The 21117-nt window shown below is 65.7% G+C and carries 23 protein-coding genes; 10 read left to right on the forward strand and 13 right to left on the reverse strand.

The features are described 5' to 3' along the window. Positions 1–38: 38 nt before the first annotated feature. Entirely contained in the window at positions 39–692 is a 654-nt protein-coding gene (locus tag ACTRWG_RS18560) for an aminotransferase class IV family protein (protein ID WP_027234823.1), read from the reverse strand. Beyond that, the gene (locus ACTRWG_RS18565; protein ID WP_027234824.1) at positions 635–1840 is read right to left on the reverse strand and encodes an aminodeoxychorismate synthase component I; all 1206 of its coding nucleotides are present in this window, start codon (positions 1838–1840) and stop codon (positions 635–637) included. The genes ACTRWG_RS18560 and ACTRWG_RS18565 overlap by 58 nt, the downstream gene beginning before the upstream one ends. A gap of 198 nt (positions 1841–2038) precedes the next feature. On the opposite strand from ACTRWG_RS18565, the gene carB reads away from it, so the two are divergent. Continuing rightward, positions 2039–5410 (forward strand): carbamoyl-phosphate synthase large subunit, encoded by a 3372-nt coding sequence (carB, locus tag ACTRWG_RS18570; protein WP_027234825.1) that lies wholly within the window; start codon positions 2039–2041, stop codon positions 5408–5410. A gap of 190 nt (positions 5411–5600) precedes the next feature. Then, the gene (locus ACTRWG_RS18575; RefSeq protein ID WP_027234826.1) at positions 5601–6176 is read left to right on the forward strand and encodes a cytochrome P460 family protein; all 576 of its coding nucleotides are present in this window, start codon (positions 5601–5603) and stop codon (positions 6174–6176) included. Between the two features lie 111 nt (positions 6177–6287). On the opposite strand, the gene ACTRWG_RS18580 is transcribed toward ACTRWG_RS18575, so the two are convergent. The 3 genes from ACTRWG_RS18580 to ACTRWG_RS18590 form a co-directional block, all read right to left on the reverse strand. Further along, a complete protein-coding gene (locus ACTRWG_RS18580; protein ID WP_027234827.1) occupies positions 6288–7001 on the reverse strand; it encodes a trypsin-like serine peptidase in 714 nt (237 codons plus the stop codon). Positions 7002–7638: 637 nt separating this feature from the next. After that, the gene (gene arsH, locus ACTRWG_RS18585; protein WP_027234828.1) at positions 7639–8367 is read right to left on the reverse strand and encodes an arsenical resistance protein ArsH; all 729 of its coding nucleotides are present in this window, start codon (positions 8365–8367) and stop codon (positions 7639–7641) included. After that, the gene (locus tag ACTRWG_RS18590; RefSeq protein ID WP_027234829.1) at positions 8360–8824 is read right to left on the reverse strand and encodes a hypothetical protein; all 465 of its coding nucleotides are present in this window, start codon (positions 8822–8824) and stop codon (positions 8360–8362) included. The genes arsH and ACTRWG_RS18590 overlap by 8 nt, the downstream gene beginning before the upstream one ends. A 380-nt stretch (positions 8825–9204) precedes the next feature. On the opposite strand from ACTRWG_RS18590, the gene ACTRWG_RS18595 reads away from it, so the two are divergent. Together ACTRWG_RS18595 and ACTRWG_RS18600 are read left to right on the forward strand one after the other, a co-directional pair. Continuing rightward, positions 9205–9786, forward strand: coding sequence for a thymidine kinase (locus ACTRWG_RS18595; RefSeq protein ID WP_027234830.1), 582 nt, complete (start codon positions 9205–9207; stop codon positions 9784–9786). 76 nt (positions 9787–9862) lie between these two features. Next, positions 9863–10108 (forward strand): hypothetical protein, encoded by a 246-nt coding sequence (locus ACTRWG_RS18600; protein ID WP_051357755.1) that lies wholly within the window; start codon positions 9863–9865, stop codon positions 10106–10108. A 9-nt stretch (positions 10109–10117) separates the two neighbouring features. Here the strand turns inward: ACTRWG_RS18600 and ACTRWG_RS18605 are convergent, their stop codons facing one another. From ACTRWG_RS18605 to ACTRWG_RS18630, 6 genes are all read right to left on the reverse strand, one after another. Beyond that, positions 10118–11071 carry a 2-hydroxyacid dehydrogenase gene (locus tag ACTRWG_RS18605; RefSeq protein ID WP_462829767.1) on the reverse strand — a complete coding sequence of 318 codons (954 nt, stop codon included), beginning with the start codon at positions 11069–11071 and terminating at the stop codon, positions 10118–10120. Between the two features lies 1 nt (position 11072). Beyond that, a complete protein-coding gene (locus tag ACTRWG_RS18610; protein ID WP_259972038.1) occupies positions 11073–11411 on the reverse strand; it encodes a tRNA-binding protein in 339 nt (112 codons plus the stop codon). After that, positions 11404–12219 (reverse strand): pyrroline-5-carboxylate reductase, encoded by an 816-nt coding sequence (proC, locus tag ACTRWG_RS18615; protein ID WP_462829768.1) that lies wholly within the window; start codon positions 12217–12219, stop codon positions 11404–11406. The genes ACTRWG_RS18610 and proC overlap by 8 nt, the downstream gene beginning before the upstream one ends. A 39-nt stretch (positions 12220–12258) precedes the next feature. Next, positions 12259–12759, reverse strand: a complete 501-nt coding sequence (locus ACTRWG_RS18620) for a type III secretion system chaperone family protein (RefSeq protein WP_027234835.1) — start codon at positions 12757–12759, stop codon at positions 12259–12261. Positions 12760–13085: 326 nt separating this feature from the next. Continuing rightward, on the reverse strand, positions 13086–13637 hold the full coding sequence (locus tag ACTRWG_RS18625; RefSeq protein ID WP_027234836.1) for a 2OG-Fe(II) oxygenase: 552 nt from the start codon (positions 13635–13637) through the stop codon (positions 13086–13088). A 207-nt stretch (positions 13638–13844) separates the two neighbouring features. Continuing rightward, positions 13845–14093 (reverse strand): accessory factor UbiK family protein, encoded by a 249-nt coding sequence (locus tag ACTRWG_RS18630; protein WP_036797158.1) that lies wholly within the window; start codon positions 14091–14093, stop codon positions 13845–13847. A gap of 97 nt (positions 14094–14190) precedes the next feature. Here ACTRWG_RS18630 and lgt point away from each other — a divergent pair, with 97 nt between their 5' ends. From lgt to ACTRWG_RS18650, 4 genes are all read left to right on the forward strand, one after another. Beyond that, complete coding sequence (lgt, locus tag ACTRWG_RS18635) at positions 14191–15090, forward strand: prolipoprotein diacylglyceryl transferase (RefSeq protein WP_027234837.1); 900 nt, start codon at positions 14191–14193, stop codon at positions 15088–15090. Next, positions 15087–16154, forward strand: coding sequence for a class I SAM-dependent methyltransferase (locus ACTRWG_RS18640; protein ID WP_462829769.1), 1068 nt, complete (start codon positions 15087–15089; stop codon positions 16152–16154). Before lgt ends, ACTRWG_RS18640 begins: the two co-directional genes overlap by 4 nt. After that, the gene (pgeF, locus tag ACTRWG_RS18645) at positions 16151–16906 is read left to right on the forward strand and encodes a peptidoglycan editing factor PgeF (RefSeq protein WP_027234839.1); all 756 of its coding nucleotides are present in this window, start codon (positions 16151–16153) and stop codon (positions 16904–16906) included. The genes ACTRWG_RS18640 and pgeF overlap by 4 nt, the downstream gene beginning before the upstream one ends. A 734-nt stretch (positions 16907–17640) precedes the next feature. Further along, positions 17641–18426 carry a Hint domain-containing protein gene (locus ACTRWG_RS18650; protein WP_036797160.1) on the forward strand — a complete coding sequence of 262 codons (786 nt, stop codon included), beginning with the start codon at positions 17641–17643 and terminating at the stop codon, positions 18424–18426. Between the two features lie 45 nt (positions 18427–18471). On the opposite strand, the gene ACTRWG_RS18655 is transcribed toward ACTRWG_RS18650, so the two are convergent. After that, positions 18472–18906 (reverse strand): CBS domain-containing protein, encoded by a 435-nt coding sequence (locus ACTRWG_RS18655; protein WP_008557657.1) that lies wholly within the window; start codon positions 18904–18906, stop codon positions 18472–18474. Between the two features lie 164 nt (positions 18907–19070). After that, positions 19071–19571, reverse strand: a complete 501-nt coding sequence (locus ACTRWG_RS18660) for an Lrp/AsnC family transcriptional regulator (protein WP_027234840.1) — start codon at positions 19569–19571, stop codon at positions 19071–19073. Positions 19572–19810: 239 nt separating this feature from the next. Between ACTRWG_RS18660 and trxB the strand changes: the two genes are divergently transcribed. Together trxB and ACTRWG_RS18670 are read left to right on the forward strand one after the other, a co-directional pair. Continuing rightward, the gene (gene trxB / locus ACTRWG_RS18665; RefSeq protein ID WP_027234841.1) at positions 19811–20752 is read left to right on the forward strand and encodes a thioredoxin-disulfide reductase; all 942 of its coding nucleotides are present in this window, start codon (positions 19811–19813) and stop codon (positions 20750–20752) included. A gap of 5 nt (positions 20753–20757) precedes the next feature. Continuing rightward, positions 20758–21096, forward strand: coding sequence for a ribonuclease E inhibitor RraB (locus ACTRWG_RS18670; RefSeq protein WP_027234842.1), 339 nt, complete (start codon positions 20758–20760; stop codon positions 21094–21096). Positions 21097–21117 lie beyond the last annotated feature (21 nt).

Raw genomic sequence — 21117 nt, forward strand, 5'->3', positions numbered from 1 at the left:
CGTCCGCGGGAGCGCTCCGCCGTTACATCAGCCGGGCCCTACACCAGCCGTGCCAGGATCAGCCCGCGCAGGGAGTTGCCCATATGGATGGCCCTCGCATCGCGCAGGTCCTGCACCCTCAGCACCTGCTCCTGGCATTTGCCGGTCTCCAGCATCACCTGCCGCAATATGCCCGGCAGCAGGCCGCAGCTCAGCGGCGGTGTCACCACCTGCCCGTCTGCGCGGGTCAGGAAAAGATTGGTGATGGTGCCCTCGCACAGCTCGCCGCGCTGGTTCAGGAACAGCAGTTCCTCCACGCCCTCCGGCAGCTCTGCCCGGGCCGCGTCATAGAACGCACGGCGGGTGGTCTTGTGCTGCAGCCAGAGATCATCAGCGTTCAGCCGGGTCTGCGCAAGGCCCAGCCGCCACTGTGCGGGGCTGCTGCCCAGCGGGGCCGTCGTCAGATCAAGCTGCCCGTCCGCATCCAGCGTCAGACGGCAGCGCAGCGGAGCGTCGCCGGCAGCTTCTGCCAAAACCGCCTCTGCCTGCTCCGGATCGAACGGGATCCCGAACACCGCAGCGCTGCGCCCCATCCGGGCCAGATGCGCCTTTAGATGCCGGAACCCCGCGCCCGGGTGCCAGCCCAGCGTTTCGATCAGGCGGAAAGCGGGATCGTTCTGGAGGGCGTCACGCGGGCAAACCGGGCTTTCCATAGCGCTTCCTCATATTCCGATTCCGCGGTGCTGTCCCAGACCACGCCGCCGCCCACGTTGAGCGTCGCGCGGCCCTCTTCCAGCATCAGCGTGCGGATCGCCACGTTGAACTCCGACGCGCCGTCCGGCGCCGCCCAGCCGATGGTCCCGCAATAGATGTCGCGCGCCCAGGGCTCCAGCTCCGCCAGGATCTCCATCGACCGGATTTTTGGCGCACCGGTGATCGAGCCGCAGGGGAACAGTGCCGCGAAGATATCCGCCAGCCCCGCATCGGGCCGCAATTTTGCCCGCACCAGCGACACCATCTGATGCACGGTGGCGTAACTCTCCACCGCAAACAGCTCCGGCACATGCACCGAGCCGGTCTGCGCCACGCGGCTGATGTCATTGCGCAGAAGGTCGACGATCATCAGGTTTTCGGCGCGGTTCTTCTCGTCCCGGCGCAGGAAGTCGCGGCGGCGGGCGTCCTCCACCGGATCGTCGCTGCGCGGCTGGGTGCCCTTCATCGGGCGGGTCTCGATCACGCCGTCCGCGCCGGTGCGGAAGAACAGCTCAGGCGAGCGCGACAACAGGTCCGGCAGGCCGTCCTGCTGGACCATTGCGCCGTAGCCGACCGCCTGCTTTGCTTGCAGTGCGGCATAGAGCTCTTCGGCGGTGCCATAGGCGTACGCATCAATCGGGAAGGTCAGGTTCGCCTGATAGATGTCGCCCTTGCCGATATTGCGGTTTACCTCGGCGAAGGCTTCGGCGTAGCGGTCATAGGTCCAGCGGGGCTTCAAGTCGCCCAACCCGCCTTCGCCCGGCCGGCAGGCCGGGCAGCGCCCGACCCTCCCCACGGGAGGGCGCTTCGCACCCGCCCAGGGTCGGGCGCTGCCCTCAGTGGCAAACCGGGACGGTTCCTCATAAACCCCAAAGCAGATCAGCGGCAGCCGCCGCCGCGCGGGCATCCGCCCCGCCAGCTTCGGCTCCAGCGCATAACCCAGCTCATAGGATGCATAACCCGCCAGCCAATGCCCCCCGGCGCGCGCCGCATCCAGCGCCGCCAGCGCGGGGGGCACGTCCTCCGGCCCGTCCGCGCGGATCACCCGCAGCGGCTGGTCGAAACATGTGCCGGCCCCCTTGGGCCCCTGATCAAAGCGAATCCGCACCGGAACTGACTCCCCAAGGTCTTGAGCCCACATATATCTGTTCGCTATGCGAACAAAAGGGGTGTATGCGGCATTTTCAAATCCGTTTCCGATCCCCCTTGAACCTTTCGGCGCGGTCCCTATAACGCAGGACAATTTGGGCGCACGCCAGCGCCCCTGATTCAAAGCTGCCCGCGCGTCAATCAAAGGAATATGGCCATGCCTAAAAGAACCGACATCCAGTCGATCATGATCATCGGAGCTGGTCCGATCGTCATCGGGCAGGCCTGCGAGTTCGACTACTCCGGCGCCCAGGCCTGTAAAGCCTTACGCGAAGAAGGCTACCGGGTCATCCTGGTGAACTCCAACCCGGCCACCATCATGACCGACCCGGGCCTGGCCGACGCCACCTATATCGAGCCGATCACGCCTGAGGTTGTCGCCAAGATCATCGAGAAAGAGCGCCCCGACGCACTGCTGCCCACCATGGGCGGGCAGACAGGCCTCAACACCTCGCTGGCGCTGGAAGAGATGGGCGTGCTGGAGAAATTCGGCGTTGAGATGATCGGCGCCAAGCGCGACGCCATTGAGATGGCAGAAGACCGCAAGCTGTTCCGCGAAGCGATGGACCGCCTGGGCATCGAAAACCCCAAGGCCACCATCGTCACCGCGCCCAAGCGCGAAAACGGCACCGCCGACCTGGAGGAAGGCGTCCGCATCGCACTGGAAGCGCTGGATGAAATCGGCCTGCCTGCGATCATCCGCCCGGCCTTCACCCTCGGCGGCACCGGCGGCGGCGTCGCCTACAACCGCGACGACTACATCCACTTCTGCCGCTCCGGCATGGATGCCTCGCCGGTGAACCAGATCCTGGTGGATGAGTCCCTGCTGGGCTGGAAGGAATACGAGATGGAAGTGGTCCGCGACAAAGCGGACAACGCGATCATCGTCTGCTCCATCGAAAACGTCGACCCGATGGGCGTGCACACCGGCGACTCGATCACCGTGGCGCCGGCGCTGACGCTCACGGACAAAGAATACCAGATCATGCGCACCCACTCGATCAACGTGCTGCGCGAGATCGGGGTCGAGACCGGCGGCTCCAACGTGCAATGGGCGGTGAACCCGGCAGATGGCCGCATGGTGGTGATCGAGATGAACCCGCGGGTGTCGCGCTCCTCCGCGCTGGCCTCCAAGGCGACCGGCTTCCCGATTGCCAAGATCGCGGCCAAGCTGGCAGTGGGCTACACCCTGGACGAGCTGGACAACGACATCACCAAGGTGACGCCTGCGTCGTTTGAGCCTACCATCGACTATGTCGTCACCAAGATCCCGAAATTCGCGTTTGAGAAATTCCCGGGCTCCGAGCCGCACCTGACCACCGCGATGAAGTCTGTGGGTGAGGCGATGGCCATCGGCCGCACCATCCATGAATCGCTGCAAAAGGCGCTGGCCTCGATGGAATCGGGTCTCACCGGCTTTGACGAGGTCGCGATTGATGGCGTCGGCGCCGATGCTTGGGAGCCCGCAGGCGACACCGCCGCGGTGATCAAGGCGATCGGCCAGCAGACCCCCGACCGGATGCGCACCATCGCCCAGGCGATGCGCCACGGCCTGTCTGATGACGAAATCCAGGCCGTCACCAAGTTCGACCCCTGGTTCCTGGCCCGCATCCGCGAGATCGTCGAGGCCGAAGCGGAAATCCGCGAAGGCGGCCTGCCGTCTGATGAGGCGGGCCTGCGCGCGCTCAAGATGCTGGGCTTCACCGACGCCCGCCTGGCCAAGCTGACCGGCCAAAAGGAAGCAGACGTCCGCAAGGCCCGCCGCGCCGCGGGCGTCAACGCCGTGTTCAAGCGGATCGACACCTGCGCCGCCGAGTTCGAGGCGCAGACCCCCTACATGTATTCGACCTATGAGTCGCCCGCCTTTGGCGATGTCGAATGCGAAGCACGCCCCTCGGACAAGAAGAAAGTCGTCATCCTCGGCGGCGGCCCCAACCGGATCGGCCAGGGGATCGAGTTCGACTACTGCTGCTGCCACGCCTGCTTTGCGCTGACCGACGCGGGCTATGAAACCATCATGATCAACTGCAACCCCGAGACTGTGTCGACCGACTATGACACCTCGGACCGGTTGTATTTCGAACCGCTGACGTTCGAGCACGTGATGGAAATCCTGCGGGTGGAGCAGGACAACGGCACCCTGCACGGCGTCATCGTGCAGTTCGGCGGCCAGACCCCGCTGAAGCTGGCGAACGCGCTGGAGGAAGAGGGCATCCCGATCCTGGGCACCTCCCCCGACGCCATCGACCTGGCCGAGGACCGCGAGCGGTTCCAGGCGCTGGTCACCAAGCTGGGCCTGAAGCAGCCCAAGAACGGCATCGCCTCCACCGGGGAACAGGCGCTGGCCATTGCCGAGGACATCGGCTTCCCGCTGGTGATCCGCCCGTCCTACGTGCTGGGCGGCCGGGCGATGGAAATCGTCCGCGACATGGACCAGCTGAAACGCTACATCGCCGAGGCGGTGGTGGTGTCCGGCGACAGCCCGGTGCTGCTCGACAGCTACTTGGCCGGCGCGGTGGAGCTGGACGTGGACGCGCTGTGCGATGGCAAGGACGTGCACGTCACCGGCATCATGCAGCACATCGAGGAGGCCGGCGTGCACTCCGGCGACAGTGCCTGCTCGCTGCCGCCCTACTCGCTTGAGAAGGACGTGATCGACCAGATCAAGGCGCAGACCAACGCGCTGGCGCTGGCGCTGAACGTGGTTGGCCTGATGAACGTGCAGTTCGCGATCAAGGCCAATGAAGACGGCGAAGAGGAGATCTTCCTGATCGAGGTGAACCCGCGTGCGTCGCGCACCGTGCCGTTTGTCGCCAAGGCCACCGACAGCGCCATCGCCTCCATCGCCGCCCGCGTGATGGCCGGGGAGCCGCTGTCGAACTTCCCGCTGCGCCCGCCCTACGGACCGGATGCCGGCTATGACGTCGACACCCCGATCGCCGATCCGATGACCCTGGCGGACCCGGACATGCCCTGGTTCTCGGTCAAAGAAGCGGTGCTGCCGTTCGCCCGCTTCCCGGGCGTCGACACCATCCTCGGCCCGGAAATGCGCTCCACCGGCGAAGTGATGGGCTGGGACCGCTCCTTTGCCCGCGCCTTCCTCAAGGCGCAGATGGGCGCTGGCATGGTGCTGCCGTCCAAGGGCCGCGCCTTCATCTCGATCAAGGACGCCGACAAGGGCAAACTGATGCTGGAAGCGGCGCAGATCCTGGTCGAACAAGGCTTTACCCTGGTCGCCACCCGCGGCACCCAAAGCTGGCTGGAAGGCCAGGGCGTGGCGTGCGAGCTGGTGAACAAGGTCTATGAGGGCCGCCCGCACGTGGTCGACATGCTGAAAGACGGCGACGTCCAGCTGCTGATGAACACCACCGAAGGCGCGCAAGCCGTTGAGGACAGCAAGGAAATGCGCTCTGTCGCGCTCTATGACAAAATCCCCTACTTCACCACTGCCGCCGGCGCCAACGCCGCCGCGCGCGCCATCAAAGCGCAGGCCGAAGGCGACGTCGAGGTGAAGAGCTTGCAGGGCTAAGCCCCGGCGCGCAGCCCGTCTGACCTTTTGGAAAGCCCCGGCACCGTCCGGGGCTTTTTCTTTGCGCGCCCGGCCCTTAGCGCCCGGCCGTCACGCAGCCGTGTAGAGGATTGACCGCTGCATCTCCCGGAAGTGTGCAACCGTGAACAGCACGACACGATCCGCAACTTCCAACCCAGGGAGAAAGGCCATGACATTACGTGTGACATTTTCCGCAGGGCTTCTGGCCCTTGCCCCCATCGGCGCATTTGCCCAGGACTGCACTGTGGAGGGCGACCCGATGGACCTTGAAGCTGACGCCGTCGCCGCACTTTACGACTGCATCGAAGCCAGAATGGCCGAGGGCTATGCCGCAAACGGCGACCCGGTCGCAGCAGAGTTCCGCTCCTGGCAGGTGACCTCCACCCGGCCCGCCCTGGCCGGCCCGCACGGCGAGCGGTTCCTGCAGACCTTCGCCAATGATACCGCCGCCGAACAGTATCTGAAGTTTGCCGAAGAGGGTGTTGAAATGCCGGCCGGATCGGTCCTCGCCAAGGAGAGCTTTGCAGTCAAGGACGGCAAGGCAGTGCCCGGCCCGCTGTTCATCATGACAAAGCTAGAGGAAGGCGGAGCCCCGGACGCCGGCGATTGGCTCTATGCCGCGCTGATGCCCAACGGCAAGGAAATGAAGATCCAGCAAGGCTTCTGCGCAGGCTGCCATCTGAACTGGGAGGCGCAGGACAGCCTCGCCTACCCGATGGAGGACGTGCGCCTGACCAGCCAGTGACCGCGCCGCGGGCGTACAGCTGACAGAAACAGCCCCGGCACCTGGCCGGGGCTGTTTAATGCTGAGGCTCAGCCAGTCAGCAGGAACGGAGTATCTGCGGGCGCGGAGCGGTCAGCCCGCCTGCCGCATGAGCGTTTGCAGCGCGTGGCCCAGGGGGGCTGCCAGCGACACCCGCTTGCCGCCCAGCTGCGCCTTGGAGGAGATCACAGACACCAGCCGCGGCGCGCGGCCCGGGCGGGTCTGCAGCACCGGCGAGCCGGAGGCCCCGAGTTCGACCCGGCAGCTGGTGATCAGCGACATCTGGCGGGCCACCAGCACCTGGCAGGCGGTTTGCAGCCGCGGCGAGGTGGCATTGCTGTGGGAATAGGACATCACATCGACCCGCGCGCCCCGCTCCGGCGCAGCAGCCAGCGCCAGCGGGCGCACCACATCGGCGCTGATCGGGCGCTCCAGCCGCAGCACCGCAATATCGGTGCCGGTCTGGAACTGGCCGGTCCGGCCATGCTGGTAGCCTGCGTGGATCGCCACCTTGGACACCCGGCGCGATGCCTTCGACCGGCGGCCGTTCAGGCCCGCCTCGAACTGGACACTGCGCGGGTCCACCGCGCGGCCGGTGCGGATGTCATACATGCAGTGCGCCGCGGTCAGCACCATGTCCGGCGCGATCAGGCTGGCGGTGCACATGGAACGGCCGCCGATGTTCAGGCGGCCTACCGCCTCCCATCCCGGCACCGACTGCACCGGTGCCCGCCGCCCGTCCGCGGCGGCAGCTCCGGCACTCAGCCCCATCAGAACAGCGGCGGCAATTCCTAGCAATCGTCTCATGACCCACTCCTTTTTCCCACACCGCCATGGTGGGTGAGTCCTGAGGCTGGAATGCGGCTTGCTGCGGTGCCGCGCTGGCAGAAAGATGAGCAGAATGAGACAGGATTAACAAAAGATTAAGACACGCACCGCGTGCATCACCCGCTCCGCCAAAACCCCTTATTTTCTTAACGCTCCCGCTCGGTTTTCCGAAAATTCACCTTAAATCACTGGAAAACCTTACGGTTTTCGTTAGGAGATGCGGCAGCAATTTCCCCGGTTTCCGCGCATTTTCCGCTCCCGGTGGTAACTTCGCGGCCCAAATGCGGCACAAATGAGCCTTAACAAATGGCTAAACGCAGGCTCCCGCGCGCCGCGAGTCTTTAACAGCGGGCCGCGCCCTGTTTTCCTGAGAACCCGCGCATATTCCCGCCGCACAGAATCAGCGGCACTTGCCGCGGTTGCAGCCGCAGGGCAAGGTTGCGGCAACCGTAACATACTTCAAAGGAGCCCCGTATGCGGCTGCCCCTGCTTGCCACCGCCCTTCTGTTTCTGGCCGCCTGCGATGTGCCGCTGATCCCGCTGATCTAAGACAAGAAAAGGCCCCGGCAGCGTTGCCGGGGCCTTAATATTCGTGCCAGGGTCCGGGCCCGCCGGGTTACTTCTGCGACACCCGCTTATGCACTTCTTCGGCGCTTTCCACCCGTTCCGAGTAGCGGTCGACCAGGTAATCCTTGCGCCCCCGCACCAGCCAGGTGAACTTCACCAGCTCCTCCATCACATCCACCAAGCGGCGGTAGAACGGGCCTTCCGGCAGCCGTTCGCCCTCGCTGAATTCCAGCCAGGCCTTGGGGATCGAGCTTTGGTTCGGGATCGTCAGCATCCGCATCCAGCGGCCCAGGATGCGCATCTGATTGACTGCGTTAAAGCTTTGCGAGCCGCCGGAGACCTGCATCACCGCCAGCGTCTTGCCTTGGGTGGTGCGGATACCGCCCTGCAAGGACAGCGGCAGCCAGTCGATCTGCAGCTTCATGATGCCGGTCATCGCGCCGTGGCGCTCCGGGCTGGACCAGACCATGCCCTCGGACCACACCGCCAGATCGCGCAGCTCTGCCACCTTGGGATGCTCCGCCGCGCCTGCATCGTCGGGCAACGGCAGGCCGGACGGGTCGAAAATCCGCGTCTCGCAGCCCAGGGCCTGCAGCACCCGTGCCGCCTCCTCTGCCGCCTTGCGGGAATAGCTCACCTCGCGGAGGGAGCCATACAGCAGCAGGATGCGCGGCGGGTGGCGCGGATCGCCGGGCGCGGCCAGCGCGTCGACGTCAATCGGGTGCAGCTCCCCTGCCGCAACGGCTGGCAGGCCGCTCAGATCAAGGGTCTCAGGCACTTTCTTCTTCCAGATGCAGCTTCATATCCAGCAGAACCTGCTGCAGCAGCACGGTTTCCCGCAGCAGCCGCTTGGCCTCGTTCACCGTGATGATGCCGTCCTCGATCGCCGCCTGGTATTCGCTCATCAGCTGGGCAAACCGCTGGCTCAGCGCAATCACGTCCGAATTCACCCCGCCGCTGCGGCCGGTTTCCCCGGCGCTGCCGTTGCCGTTATAAGACAGGGTGATGTTCTTCAGGTCCGCCAGCGCCGACGTCACATGCGGATACGACGCCGCGCCTTCCAGCTTGGCCACCGCATCCACCGGCATGAACCGGTCCGCGTGTTCTGCATTGTCGGAGTAATACCGCCCCAGCGTCGCCTTTGACTTGCCGGTGATCTGGCAGGCCGCCTCGATGCCGACATCCTTGACCAGCGCTTCGGTGTGCTTCTTCAGATACGTCCCGATTTCAGCCATATACATCCTACCTGGCTTGCCCGCCGCCCCCATGGGGAACGAACTGGTTAATTTCCCATTTCTGAGTTGTAGATCAATTGCGATACCTTATCCATCCCTCAGGTTTTCAGGGATTTAGCGAGTGGCATGGTGCAATTGGCATCTGTTGTCCAGTGCAAGGCAGGACGGGTGAGTGACGTCCTGCAATCAGGGTAATTGGTCTGCCCGGAACTTGCGCCTTCCGGGGCAGTTTGGCGTTGGCTGATCTTACGGGGTTTTGTTCCTCCCCGGCCACGTCAGCCCCGGGAGGCCATCCCCTGCTGATGCACGCCTGCCGCTGCCGCGCGGTCACCTGCACGAATCCGGTTTTCCCGGCGCCGCGGTGCGGGTAAACCGCCGCCATGGCCAAGCTCTATTTCAACTACTCCACCATGAACGCGGGCAAATCGACGGTGCTGCTGCAGGCCTCGCACAATTACCGCGAAAACCGCATGGACACCTACCTGCTGACGGCGCAGCTGGACGACCGGGCCGGCGCGGGCCGGATCGCCTCGCGCATCGGCATCGGCGAAGAGGCCGACATGTTTGCCGCCGGCGACGACCTGTACCAGCGCATCGAGCAGCGCCTGGCGCGCGGTCCGGTGGCGGCCATTTTTGTCGATGAGGCCCAGTTTCTGCAACCGGCGCAGGTCTGGCAGCTGGCCCGCGTTGTCGACGACCTGCGGGTGCCGGTGCTCGCCTACGGCCTGCGGGTGGATTTCCAGGGCAACCTGTTTCCCGGCTCTGCCACCCTGCTGGCGCTGGCGGATGAAATGCGCGAGGTGCGCACCATCTGCCATTGCGGCAAGAAGGCGACCATGGTGGTCCGCCAGGACGGCCAGGGCCGCGTGATGACCGAGGGCGACCAGGTCCAGATCGGCGGCAATGAAACCTACGTGTCGCTCTGCCGCCGCCACTGGCGCGAGGCCGTCGGCAGCCGCTAGAGGACCGCAGGTGCGGAACCCGGCCTGCCCCGTTTGCGTTTCACTCCTGTACAAGCCCTTTATACAGGAGATCGTCATGACCGCACGGGATCCGCTCGCCGGCAAGCTGCGCTTTCACATGGCCAGCCTGGCAGGCGCCTGCATCGCAGGCGCCCTGATCATCGCCGCTTTCACCCTTGGCTATTATTCCTGGCAGTCCATCGCTGTCTGCATCGCCATCGCCGCAGTCTCAGCCTGGCCGGCAGGCGCCTGGATGACCCGGAAGATCAAGAAGGAAGACCCAGCTTGGGATCACCGCCGCGACGAGCCTAAGGACGACTGACCGCCCGCGTCAGACCCGGTTCGGCAGCGCCTCACCCGCGAGACAGGCCGCGACGTTGTCGAGCGCCATATGGCCCATGTTGCTGCGCACTTCTTCTGTGGCGGTGCCCAGGTGCGGCAGCAGGGTGGCGTTGTCCAGATCAATCAGCGCCTGCGGCACCTTGGGCTCGAACTCATAGACATCCAGCCCGGCCCCACCGATGCGGCGGTTCTGCAGCGCGTCGATCAGCGCCGCCTCCTCCACCACTTCGCCGCGGGCAATGTTGATCAGATGCGCGTGGGGCTTCATCGCATTCAGCACCTCTGCATTGATCAGATGATGGGTCTCAGGCCCGCCCGGAACCGCCACCACCAGAAAGTCGACCTGCCCCGCCATCGCGGTCAGGCTTTCGGCCCGGTCCGCCGGAAAATCCAGATCCTTCTCCGAACGCGCCACATAGGACACATCCATGCCAAAGCCAAAATGGCAGCGCCGTGCAATCGCCTGGCCGATGCGGCCCATGCCGGCGATGCCGACGCGTTTGCCGGTGGCGTGCAGCCCCAGCATCTGGGTCGGGTGCCAGCCTTCCCAATCGCCTTTGCGCAGCATCCGCTCGCCTTCCGAGGCGCGGCGCGCCGACATCAGGATCAGCGTCATCGCGATATCCGCGGTGGCATCAGTGACCGCGCCCGGCGTGTTGGTCACCTCGACACCCGCCGCCCGCGCGGCCTCGACGTCGATATGGTTGTAGCCGACGCCGAAGTTGGCCAGCAGCTTGCAGCGGGGCGTGCCCGCCTTGGCAAAAATGTCCGCCGTGAACTTGTCGCCCAGCGTTGGCACCACGATGTCAAAGTCGCTGAGCGCCCGCAGCATCTCCGCTTCGCTCATCACCGCGTTGGTCTCACGGATTTCCAGATCACCAAACGCCTCCCGCGCCCGTGCCGTGACCGCTGCCGTCATCGGCCGCGCAATCCAGATTTTCATCTCAGTGCATCCTCCCGCCCAGCGGGACCTTTCCGTCGGGGCCCGCCAGGAATATTTCTCCGTCTTCATCCGGCAGGCCCAGAACCAGGATCTCTGACATGAACGTGCCGATCTGCCGCGGCGGGAAGTTTACGACGGCCAGAACCTGCTTGCCCACCAGCGTTTCCGGCATGTAATGCGCCGTTATCTGCGCTGAGCTCTTTTTTACGCCAATATCCGGCCCGAAATCGACCCACAGCTTGATTGCCGGCTTGCGCGCTTCGGGAAACGGCTCCGCACGGACCACTTCGCCGACGCGGACGTCGACCTTCAGGAAGTCGTCAAAAGTAATCTCAGCCACGCGACAGCTCCTTGGACCGGTCCGTTGCCGCCGCAACCGCACGCTTCAGCAGCGGTGGGAAGCCGTCCTGCTCATCCATCAGCACCTCCAGCGCGGCCTGGGTGGTGCCATTGGGGCTGGTCACGTTGACGCGCAACTGGCCGGGGCTGTCCTCTGCCGCCTCCGCCAGCGCACCGGCGCCCGCGACAGTTGCCTTGGCCAGTTGCATCGCCAGCTCCGCCGGCAGCCCCTGCGCCTCGCCCGCGGCGGCCAATGTCTCGATCAGGTGGAACACATAAGCGGGGCCTGAACCGCTGACGCCGGTGACGGCATCCATCTGGCCCTCATTCTCCAGCCGCACGGTCTGCCCGACGGCCTGCAGCAGCCCCTCGGCCCGCTCCAGATCCTTGGGCGCCGCATGGGCGTTGCCGATGATCGCGGTGATGCCCCGGCCGACCGCGGCCGGCGTGTTCGGCATCGCCCGCACGATCGGGGTTTCGGCCCCCAGAATGTCCTGGAATGTCGCAATCGAGGTGCCCGCCGCCACCGAAATGAACAGCGTCTGGCCGTTGCCGTAGCTTTGCAGCGTGGGCAGCGCCTCGCCCATCATCTGCGGCTTCACCGCGATCAGCACGATGCCCGGCGCCGCGGGCAGCTCCGCATTCAGGTGGACGCCGGTCCCCTTCAGCCAGTCCGAAGGGTGCGGATCAATCACCCAGACCGAGGCAGCGGGCAATCCGCCCTCCAGCCATCCGGCCAGCATCGCCGATCCCATCTTGCCGCAGCCCAGCAGCACCAGCCCGCGCGCAGCGATTTCCTGCATATCCATCGTAAGCCCCTCCCCTAAATCTCAGGTTCAGGGAAAGGTTTACGCCCGCCCGTAAGCCTCTGCAATGGCGACCTGCATCGCCTCCTGCGGGCTGCGCTTGCCCCAGACCGCCAGCTGGATCGCCGGATAGTAGCGCTCCGCATTGGCGACGGCTGCGTTCAGCATCGCGTCGATCTGCTGCGGGCTGGCCATCTGGCCGCCGGACAGCATCAGCCCGTAGCGGAACAGCATCAGCTTGTGGTCCGCCCAATAGGTAAAGGAGCCTTCCCAGCACTGGTCGTTCATCTGGTTGATCAGCTCATACAGCCGCGGCAGCTCCGCCTCCGGCGGCTCCATCTCAAAGCTGCAGACCAGCCGCAGGCATTCCTCATAGCCCGACCAGGCCAGCGTCAGCGAATAGGTGCGCCACTGCCCTTCGACCGACATAGCGATCTGGTCATCGCCAACCCGGTCAAAGTCCCAGTCATGGTGCGACGCCAAGGTCTCGACGATGTCAATGGGATGGATGTCTTCTTCCAGGTGAAGCTCGGATAGTGCCATGATGCCACCTCTCAATATTGCCCGGCTTACCGGGCAAAGAGCGCCCAATAGCTAGGTTTTTCTGCTATGGGCCGGGGATGCATCCCCGCTCCCATACTATATATGGTGGGGCTGAATTTATGATCTGGCAACCCTTTATTTGGGGATATCTGCAATAACTTGTGGATGAACTATCCACAGCCCCCTAAATGCCGGCGGGACAGCTGTGGGCCAGTCAGCCTCTTATGACTGGCAGATATCACCCGGACCACCCATATCTTGCGGTGCTGCGAAAGGCGCCGGGCGGCAGCAGGCCGGGCGGCGTGCCTGTCAAGCTGGCCGAAGGCTCAGCGGAACGCGGGCCCGTGCGCCCAGACCGTCAGCGACTTGCGCGTGCCGCGGGTGACCGGCGTCACCTGGTGCAGCAGAAAGCTGGGAAACACCGTGCAGCTGCCCTGCCCCCGGCTGGCGGTGATCACATGGGCGCCCGGCATGATCTCCAGCGCGCCGCCGTCATAGGACCCGGGCTTGCTCAGCTGCACCACCAGCGTCAGCTTGCGCTTGCCCGCCACCGGCCCGTCGCCGATGTCGGAGTGCCAGGCGAAATGCCCGCCCTCCTCCGCGCCATAGCTGGCGGTCTGCGGGCTTTCGGCAAACTCGCGCAGGTCAAAGCCGAAGCGTTCCCTGTTGGCCCGCCGCACCAGCGAAATCAGCCGGTCCATCACCCAGCTGGTGCCGGGCACATCGTCCAGCCACACCACGCTGGCCCGGCGCAGGTTGTGGTCGCGGGTCTGCCCCACCAGCCGCGCCTCGCTGTCCGGCGCCTCCTCTGTCTTGCGGATGATCTCCGCGCATTCCTGGGTGCTGAACGCATTGGGCACCGAATAGACCGCAACCATGCCAGACTCCTTTTCAAGCGGCAGAGGCAGCATGCACCAGACCGTGCCGCCGCCGCTGCGCGGATTTCGACCGGGCGGGCGGAAAGCGACCTGTATATTTGCACGGCAGCCATGCACAGGCTGCAACAGCAAAGCCCGCCGCAGATCACTCCGCAGCGGGCCTCAATTCAGCACGGGGCGCGGGCAGCCTGCCCGCCGGTCCAAGGCTCAGGCCTTGTCTTTCGCCTCCAGCGCGTCCAGCCGCGCCTTCAGCGCCTCGTTCTCCTCGCGCGCCTTCTGGGCCATCGCCCGGACCGCGTCGAATTCCTCGCGGGTGACAAAGTCACGGTCGGCCAGCCAGCGGTCGATCATGCTCTTCATCGCGGTCTCGGCTTCGTCCTTGGCGCCCTGGGCCACGCCCATCGCATTGGTCATCAGCTGCGAAATATCGTCCAGGATCTTGTTGCGGGTCTGCATGTTCTTCTCCGTCTCAAGGTTGTCCCCTATATGGGCAAGCAAAGCCGCGGCGGCAAGCCGTTGACTTCCCTTAACCCGCAAAGGCATTCAGTCGCACATGCAGGCCTTGATCCAATTCCCCGACCTTTCGCCCGAGATTTTCTCAATCGCCATCGGCAGCTTCGAATTTGCCCTGCGCTGGTACGCGCTGGCCTATATCGCCGGCATCGTCATTGCCTGGCGCCTTGCGGTGGCCGCGCTGCGCCGCCCCGCGCTGTGGCCCGCGCACCAGCCGCCGATGCGCCCCGAACAGGTGGAGGATCTGCTGACCTGGATCATCCTCGGGGTGATCCTGGGCGGGCGCCTGGGGTTCGTGCTGTTCTACCAGCCGGCCTATTACCTGGCCAACCCGGCGGAGATCCTGAAGATCTGGCAGGGCGGCATGGCCTTTCACGGCGGGCTGATCGGCGTGGTGCTGGCCACCCTGATTTTTGCCGCGCGCCACAACATCCCGAAACTGCAGATCTCCGACCTGGTCGCCCACACGGTGCCGCCGGGGCTGCTCCTGGGACGGCTCGCGAATTTCATCAATGCAGAGCTGTGGGGCCGCCCGACGGACCTGCCCTGGGGCGTCGCCTTCCCCGGCCAGGCGGCGCAGGATTGCGGCCAGGCACTGGGTGAGCTCTGCGCCCGCCACCCCTCCCAGCTCTATGAAGCCATTCTGGAAGGGCTGATCCTCGGCGCGCTGCTGCTGTACCTCGCCTGGCGGCGGGGCGCCTTCCACAGCCCGGGCCGCCTGCTGGGGGTGTTCCTGGCGGGCTACGGCCTGGCCCGGTTCCTGGTCGAATTTGTCCGCCAGCCGGATGCGCAGTTCGTCACCCCCGGCAACCCGCTGGGGCTGGCCTGGCACATCGGCGGCATCGGCCTGACCCAGGGCCAGGCGCTGTCGCTGCCGATGATAGCGATCGGCCTTTATTTCCTGATCCGCGCCCGCCACACCGCCCGGAGCCCCGCATGAGCCTGATGGATCACCTCACCGCGCGCATCCAGACGGACGGCCCGATGTCCGTCGCGGACTACATGGGCGACTGCCTGCTGCACCCGCAGTACGGCTATTACACCACCCGCGACCCGCTGGGCGCCCAGGGCGATTTCACCACCGCGCCGGAAATCAGCCAGATGTTCGGCGAGCTGCTGGGCCTTGCCCTGGCGCAAAGCTGGCTGGATCAGGGATCGCCCGCCCCCTTCACCCTGGCCGAGCTTGGCCCCGGCCGCGGCACCCTGATGGCGGACCTGCTGCGCGCCACCCGCGGCGTGCCCGGCTTCCACGCCGCCATGCAGATCCGCCTGATCGAGGCCTCCCCCGCCCTGCGCGCAGCCCAGGCCAAGGCGCTGCAGGGCTATGCGCCCGAATGGCTGGACAGCGCCGCGGACCTGCCCGATCAGCCGCTGTTCCTGATCGCCAATGAGTTCTTCGACGCCCTGCCCATCCGCCAGTTCCTCCGCGCGGGCGGCGGCTGGAGCGAAAAGCGCATCGGCCTTAAGGACGGCGCGCTCAGCTTCGGCCGCACGCCGCCCGCGCCGCAGCCCGCGCTGGACCACCGGCTGGCGGACACCCGCGACGGCGATCTGGTCGAACTGTGCGAACCCGCAGGCCCCGTCACCGCGGCCATCGCCACCCGAATCGCCTCTCATGGCGGCGCCGCGCTGATCGTGGATTACGGCGACTGGCGGGCGCTGGGGGACACCCTGCAGGCCTTGCGCGCGCATGAACCCGCCGACCCGCTGCAAACGCCGGGAGAGGCCGACCTCACCGCCCATGTGGATTTCGAGGCACTGGCCATGGCCGCAAAAACCAACGGTTGCGCCTTCACCCGCCTTACGCCCCAAGGGGTATTCCTCGAACGGCTCGGCATCACCGACCGCGCCCGCGCCCTCGCCGCGCCGCTGCAGGGCGAAGGTCTGGAAACCCTGATCGCCGCACATCGGCGGTTGACGCATCCGGAGGAAATGGGAAACCTGTTCAAAGTGCTCGGCCTCTATCCTTCGCAGGCCGCTCCTCCGCCGGGATTGAACACATGACGCTTGAAATTCTCACGTCCGATCTGCTTGGCCCGGTGCGGCACGGGTTCTTCACCCGCAGGGGCGGCGCGTCCTCGGGCATCTACAAGGGGCTGAACTGCGGCCTCGGCTCCACCGATCAGCGCGAGGCGGTCAAGATCAACCGGGCCCGCGCGGCGGCAGCGATGGACGTGCCGGCAGACCATCTGAGCGCGGTGCACCAGGTCCACAGCGCCGATGTGGCCGTCATCACCGAACCCTCGCAGGACCGCCCGCACGCCGATGCGATGGTGACCAATGTGCCCGGCCTGGCGCTGTCGATTCTGACCGCCGACTGCCAGCCGGTGCTGTTTTCCGACCCCGAAGCGGGGGTCATCGGCGCCGCCCATGCGGGCTGGCGCGGCACCCTGGACGGGGTGCTGGAAGCCACTCTGGAAGCCATGGAGGGCCTCGGCGCGCGGCGCGAAAACACCGCCGCGGTGATCGGCCCGACGATCTCTCAGCGCGCCTATGAAGTGGGGCCGGAGTTCTTTGAGGACTTCATGATGCAGGACGAGGCCTACGCCCGTTTCTTTGCCAATGGCGACGGCGGCCGCTACCTGTTCGACCTGCCGGGCCTGGGCCTGCACAAGCTGCGCCAGGCTGGCGCCGGTGCTGCGGAATGGACCCGCCACTGCACCTATTCGGATCCGGAGAAGTTCTACTCCTACCGCCGCGCCACCCACGCGAAGGAGGCCGACTACGGCCGCCTGATCTCCTGCATCCGGCTTTAACAGCCCGTTAACCAGGCGGATTGCGGCAGATTTTTTGAAATTTTGCCGCAATTGCCGTCACCCGCCGCGCCGGACGCCCCTGCCACGCGGAATTTTCCGAACAAAACCAGCCCCCTGCCCCGGTTTCCCGGCCCCGCACCCGGTCGCCGGGGCGGCTCCAGCGGCGTCAAAATTGCCCCGCGCAGGTCATAATTGCGGCGCAATGATTACCCATAAAGAGATCACAAAAGCATAACCAGCCGCCGCCCCTCCGAAGGGCGGTGCCGCCGGGCGAAGGACAGACCGACCATGAAGATGAACAAGCGTTTCATTGCCTCCATTATCCGCTCCGCCAGCAGCGAACCCGTGGTTCTGCCATGGGCCGCCGCGCGCCGGCCTGACGGCCAGGCGCCCAAGCGGAAACAGGTTTAACGCCGGGGACGGGTGCCTTGGCGGCGGTTCACACTGGCGCATCCGCGCCAGCCCGTGGCCGCCGCCGGGGCACCCAGCCGGTCTGGCACACACCACGCCAGCTTTGACGCTTCCTCAGCCGAATCATCCAGCCCCGGACCCGGCCAGCCGCCGGGTCCCGTGCGCAGCGGCTTCAGACCGGCCAGACGTTAACCAGTTTGCTTCAGATTTTTTGACAATTCGAATTAATTCCCGCCAAATCAAGACACACATATCGTTCAAGCGCGTCTGTGTTGCCGGTGGGGGCCGATGCAAACGGGCAGTTTGAAAGGAGAGGTCCGCATATGACCATCCCCCAGTCGCTGCAAAGGGCTGCAGCCAACGCCGTCGAAGCCACCGCATTCCTGCAGGACCCGGCCGTCCTGCGCGCGGCCAACAAGCCGCAGCTGCGCCGCTATGAGGTCTGCAGCCTGCTGCCTGGCGGCGGCATCTCGGAAACCCGCCACATCGCCCCGGCGCTGCCGCTGTTCGAGGATGCCTTCTGCGCGTTTTCCCGCGGCTCGCTGGTGGAAACCGCCAGCGGCCCGGTCGCGGTCGAGGATCTGCTGCCCGGCGACGATATCCTGACCAGCGGCGGCGGCAGCCAGCCGCTGGTGTGGATCGGCCGCACCAGCCTGCTGCCGGCCCGGTCCGGCACCCGCGGCCGCAGCCACCGCCTCACCAGCTTCATGGCCGACAGCCTGGGCCTGCAGAAACCGGCCTCCAGCCTGGTGGCCGGCCCCGCCGCCCGGCTGCTGCGCACGCCGCCGCATCTGCAGGGCAGCGGCAAGGGCCCGCTGCTGACGCCCGCTGCCGAGTTTCAGGACGGGATGAGCATCTTTGAAACCGCGCCGCCGACGCCGGTGGACATGTACCACCTGTGCCTGCCGCGCCATGCGGTGATCAATGCCGGCGGGCTGGAGTTTGAATCCTACCACCCCGGCCCGGACGCGCTGAAGCTGGCCAGTTATGCCATCAAAACCTTGTTTTTGAACATGTTCCCCCACGCAGACAGCATCAGGGACTTTGGCCCGCTGGCCTATCCCCGCGCCGACTGCCAGGGCGGCAGCGCGGGCGGTCCCCTTCTGTGACCGCCCTGCCGGCGGCCTGACCGCCGCCGCCGCAGGGGCTGAGGCTCAGTTCATGCCGCGCACATAGCGCACCAGCTGGCTGGCATTGAACTGCTCCTCGTCGATGATGCTTTTCATCAGGTCGCCGATCGAGACGATCCCGGCCAGCTCGCCGTCCTTCAGCACCGGCAGATGGCGGACATGCTTTTCCACCATCACCGCCATGCAGGCCTCGGCGCTCTGCCCCGGCTCGACGCCGTAGAAATCCGTCGCCATCACATCGGCAAGCGGCGTCGTCGGAGAGGTTTTGCCAGCCAGGAACACCTTGCGGGTATAATGCCGCTCGGTGAAGATCCCGGCAAGTTTGCCGCCGGACATCACCAGCACGGAGCCCACGTCCTCCTCCGCCATCAGCTTCAAGGCGTCGACCACCATGGCCTCCGGCGGAAGCGTGTGCAGGGTGCCGCCCTTGGCATCAAGAATTTGCTGAACAGTTGCCATCGTTACACCTCCAGTCGGCGGAACAACGACCGGGTCAAACCGATCAAAAGGCATGCCCCGCCCTACCAGCATCCGGGGTTTCCCCCTCGCGTCAATGACTTGGATCAAGTGGCCCGGGCGCCGCCCCGGAAAAGGCCGCCGCGGGCGGGCGCCGCGGCGCTGGCTCAGGCCTCGCGGGCCAGCCGCTCCTCCAGCACCTCAAACGGCACGCCCGGCTCATCCTTGGCGCCGCGGATCACCAGCGAGGTCTTGACGCTGGCCACGTTCGGCGTGGTCAGCAGCTCGCTGGTCAGGAAGCTTTGAAAGGTGCTGAGATCCGGAGAGACGCATTTCAGGATGAAATCCACCTCGCCGTTCAGCATGTGGCACTCGCGCACCAGGGGCCAGCTGCGGCACTTCTCCTCAAAGGCGCTCAGCTCCACCTCGGCCTGGCTCTCCAGCCCCACCATGGCAAAGACCTGCACCTCGAACCCCAGCTCGCGGGCGTTCACATCCGCATGATAGCCGTGAATCAGCCCGGCCTCCTCCAGCGCCCGCACCCGGCGCAAACACGGCGGCGCCGAGATGCCGACCCGCTTGGCCAGCTCGACATTGGTCATCCGCCCATCGGCCTGAAGCTCCGACAAAATCTTGCGATCAATCGGATCTAGACGGGTTGTGACCATGCCGGAAACTCCTGTGAATTTTGCGTTTCTTATAGCACCGCCGCCGGGCCGCGCAATAATCTTTCATCACCGCGCAATATTCTTTGCACTCCGAAGGTGCAAGCCGCAATCCCGGGCGGCATCCGCAAATCTGCATCCCGCGGCATGCAAAGGCTGGGGGTTTAAGCCAGCGGGTCCTGCCGCTATATGCAATTCCTGACGGCGGCAAGCCCGCCATGCTGCTTACGTAAGGGACGAACATGAGCGAGACGCGCCACACCAAGGTTCTGATCATCGGCTCCGGGCCTGCCGGCTATACCGCGGGGGTCTATGCCTCCCGCGCCATGCTGGAGCCCATCCTGGTCCAGGGCATTGAGCCCGGCGGCCAGCTGACCACCACCACCGAGGTGGAGAACTGGCCCGGCGACACCGAGGTCCAGGGCCCCGACCTGATGGTGCGGATGCAGGAGCATGCCCAGGCGATGGGCTGCGAGATCATCGGCGACTACATCACTTCGCTCGACACCTCCCAGCGTCCCTTCGTGGCCAAGGCCGACAGCGGCACCACCTTCACTGCCGATGCGGTGATCCTGGCCACCGGCGCCCGCGCCAAATGGCTGGGCCTGGAGAGCGAAGAAAAGTTCAAGGGCTTCGGCGTCTCCGCCTGCGCCACCTGCGACGGCTTCTTTTACCGCGGCCAGGAGATCGTGGTGATCGGCGGCGGCAACACCGCGGTCGAGGAGGCGCTGTTCCTCACCAACTTCGCCTCCAAGGTGACCCTGATCCACCGCCGCGACGAGCTGCGCGCCGAAAAGATCCTGCAGGACCGCCTGATGAAGAACGACAAGATCGAAACCCTGTGGTTCCACACCCTCGAAGAGGTCGTGGGCACCGACAACCCGCTGGGGGTCGAGGGCGTCGTGGTCAAGAACGTGCAAACAGGCGAGCTGAAGGAAATCCCGTGCAAGGGCGTCTTCGTCGCCATCGGCCACGCGCCGGCCAACGAGCTGGTCAAGGACGTGCTGGAGCTGCACAACGGCGGCTATGTCAAGGTCAAGCCCGGCTCCACCGAAACCTCGATCCCCGGCATCTATGCCGCCGGCGACCTGACCGACCACAAGTACCGCCAGGCGGTCACTTCGGCCGGCATGGGCTGCATGGCGGCGCTTGACGCCGAACGCTTCCTGGCAGAGCAGGAATAACCGGGATGCCGCATGATTTCACCGCGCAACGGGCTGAAACCGTTGCGGCATTCAACGATTTGCAGGCCGAACACGGCCTGCCGGAGGCGGCGGACGTGGATTATTTCTTCGTCCCCGCCCGCGACGGTGCCGACTGGCGCAAGCTGGCCGAAGAGCTGAGCCGCGAGGGCTACCTCTGCAGCTGGGTCAGCGGAAAAGACGCCGGGGGCGGCAGCCCGTATCTGGCCGCCACCCTGCCGGATCAGATCATCTCTGCCACCGGCATCTGGATCGGCGAGGAAGTCGCCACCCGCGCCGCCCTCTCCCACGGCTTCGCCCCCGACGGCTGGGGCCTGGAGGGCTGAGCGCGCCCCAACCCCGGCATT

This window comes from Leisingera sp. G5_S3_59_S7 (assembly GCF_054968485.1).

Bases quoted from the DNA above. Each gene is read 5' to 3' on its own strand.
- ACTRWG_RS18560 (WP_027234823.1), bottom strand. From the start codon at position 692: ATGGAAAGCCCGGTTTGCCCGCGTGACGCCCTCCAGAACGATCCCGCT.
- carB (WP_027234825.1), top strand. From the start codon at position 2,039: ATGCCTAAAAGAACCGACATCCAGTCGATCATGATCATCGGAGCTGGT.
- ACTRWG_RS18575 (WP_027234826.1), top strand. From the start codon at position 5,601: ATGACATTACGTGTGACATTTTCCGCAGGGCTTCTGGCCCTTGCCCCC.
- ACTRWG_RS18580 (WP_027234827.1), bottom strand. From the start codon at position 7,001: ATGAGACGATTGCTAGGAATTGCCGCCGCTGTTCTGATGGGGCTGAGT.
- ACTRWG_RS18590 (WP_027234829.1), bottom strand. From the start codon at position 8,824: ATGGCTGAAATCGGGACGTATCTGAAGAAGCACACCGAAGCGCTGGTC.
- ACTRWG_RS18595 (WP_027234830.1), top strand. From the start codon at position 9,205: ATGGCCAAGCTCTATTTCAACTACTCCACCATGAACGCGGGCAAATCG.
- ACTRWG_RS18600 (WP_051357755.1), top strand. From the start codon at position 9,863: ATGACCGCACGGGATCCGCTCGCCGGCAAGCTGCGCTTTCACATGGCC.
- ACTRWG_RS18605 (WP_462829767.1), bottom strand. From the start codon at position 11,071: ATGAAAATCTGGATTGCGCGGCCGATGACGGCAGCGGTCACGGCACGG.
- proC (WP_462829768.1), bottom strand. From the start codon at position 12,219: ATGGATATGCAGGAAATCGCTGCGCGCGGGCTGGTGCTGCTGGGCTGC.
- ACTRWG_RS18620 (WP_027234835.1), bottom strand. From the start codon at position 12,759: ATGGCACTATCCGAGCTTCACCTGGAAGAAGACATCCATCCCATTGAC.
- ACTRWG_RS18625 (WP_027234836.1), bottom strand. From the start codon at position 13,637: ATGGTTGCGGTCTATTCGGTGCCCAATGCGTTCAGCACCCAGGAATGC.
- ACTRWG_RS18630 (WP_036797158.1), bottom strand. From the start codon at position 14,093: ATGCAGACCCGCAACAAGATCCTGGACGATATTTCGCAGCTGATGACC.
- lgt (WP_027234837.1), top strand. From the start codon at position 14,191: ATGCAGGCCTTGATCCAATTCCCCGACCTTTCGCCCGAGATTTTCTCA.
- ACTRWG_RS18640 (WP_462829769.1), top strand. From the start codon at position 15,087: ATGAGCCTGATGGATCACCTCACCGCGCGCATCCAGACGGACGGCCCG.
- pgeF (WP_027234839.1), top strand. From the start codon at position 16,151: ATGACGCTTGAAATTCTCACGTCCGATCTGCTTGGCCCGGTGCGGCAC.
- ACTRWG_RS18650 (WP_036797160.1), top strand. From the start codon at position 17,641: ATGACCATCCCCCAGTCGCTGCAAAGGGCTGCAGCCAACGCCGTCGAA.
- ACTRWG_RS18655 (WP_008557657.1), bottom strand. From the start codon at position 18,906: ATGGCAACTGTTCAGCAAATTCTTGATGCCAAGGGCGGCACCCTGCAC.
- ACTRWG_RS18660 (WP_027234840.1), bottom strand. From the start codon at position 19,571: ATGGTCACAACCCGTCTAGATCCGATTGATCGCAAGATTTTGTCGGAG.
- trxB (WP_027234841.1), top strand. From the start codon at position 19,811: ATGAGCGAGACGCGCCACACCAAGGTTCTGATCATCGGCTCCGGGCCT.
- ACTRWG_RS18670 (WP_027234842.1), top strand. From the start codon at position 20,758: ATGCCGCATGATTTCACCGCGCAACGGGCTGAAACCGTTGCGGCATTC.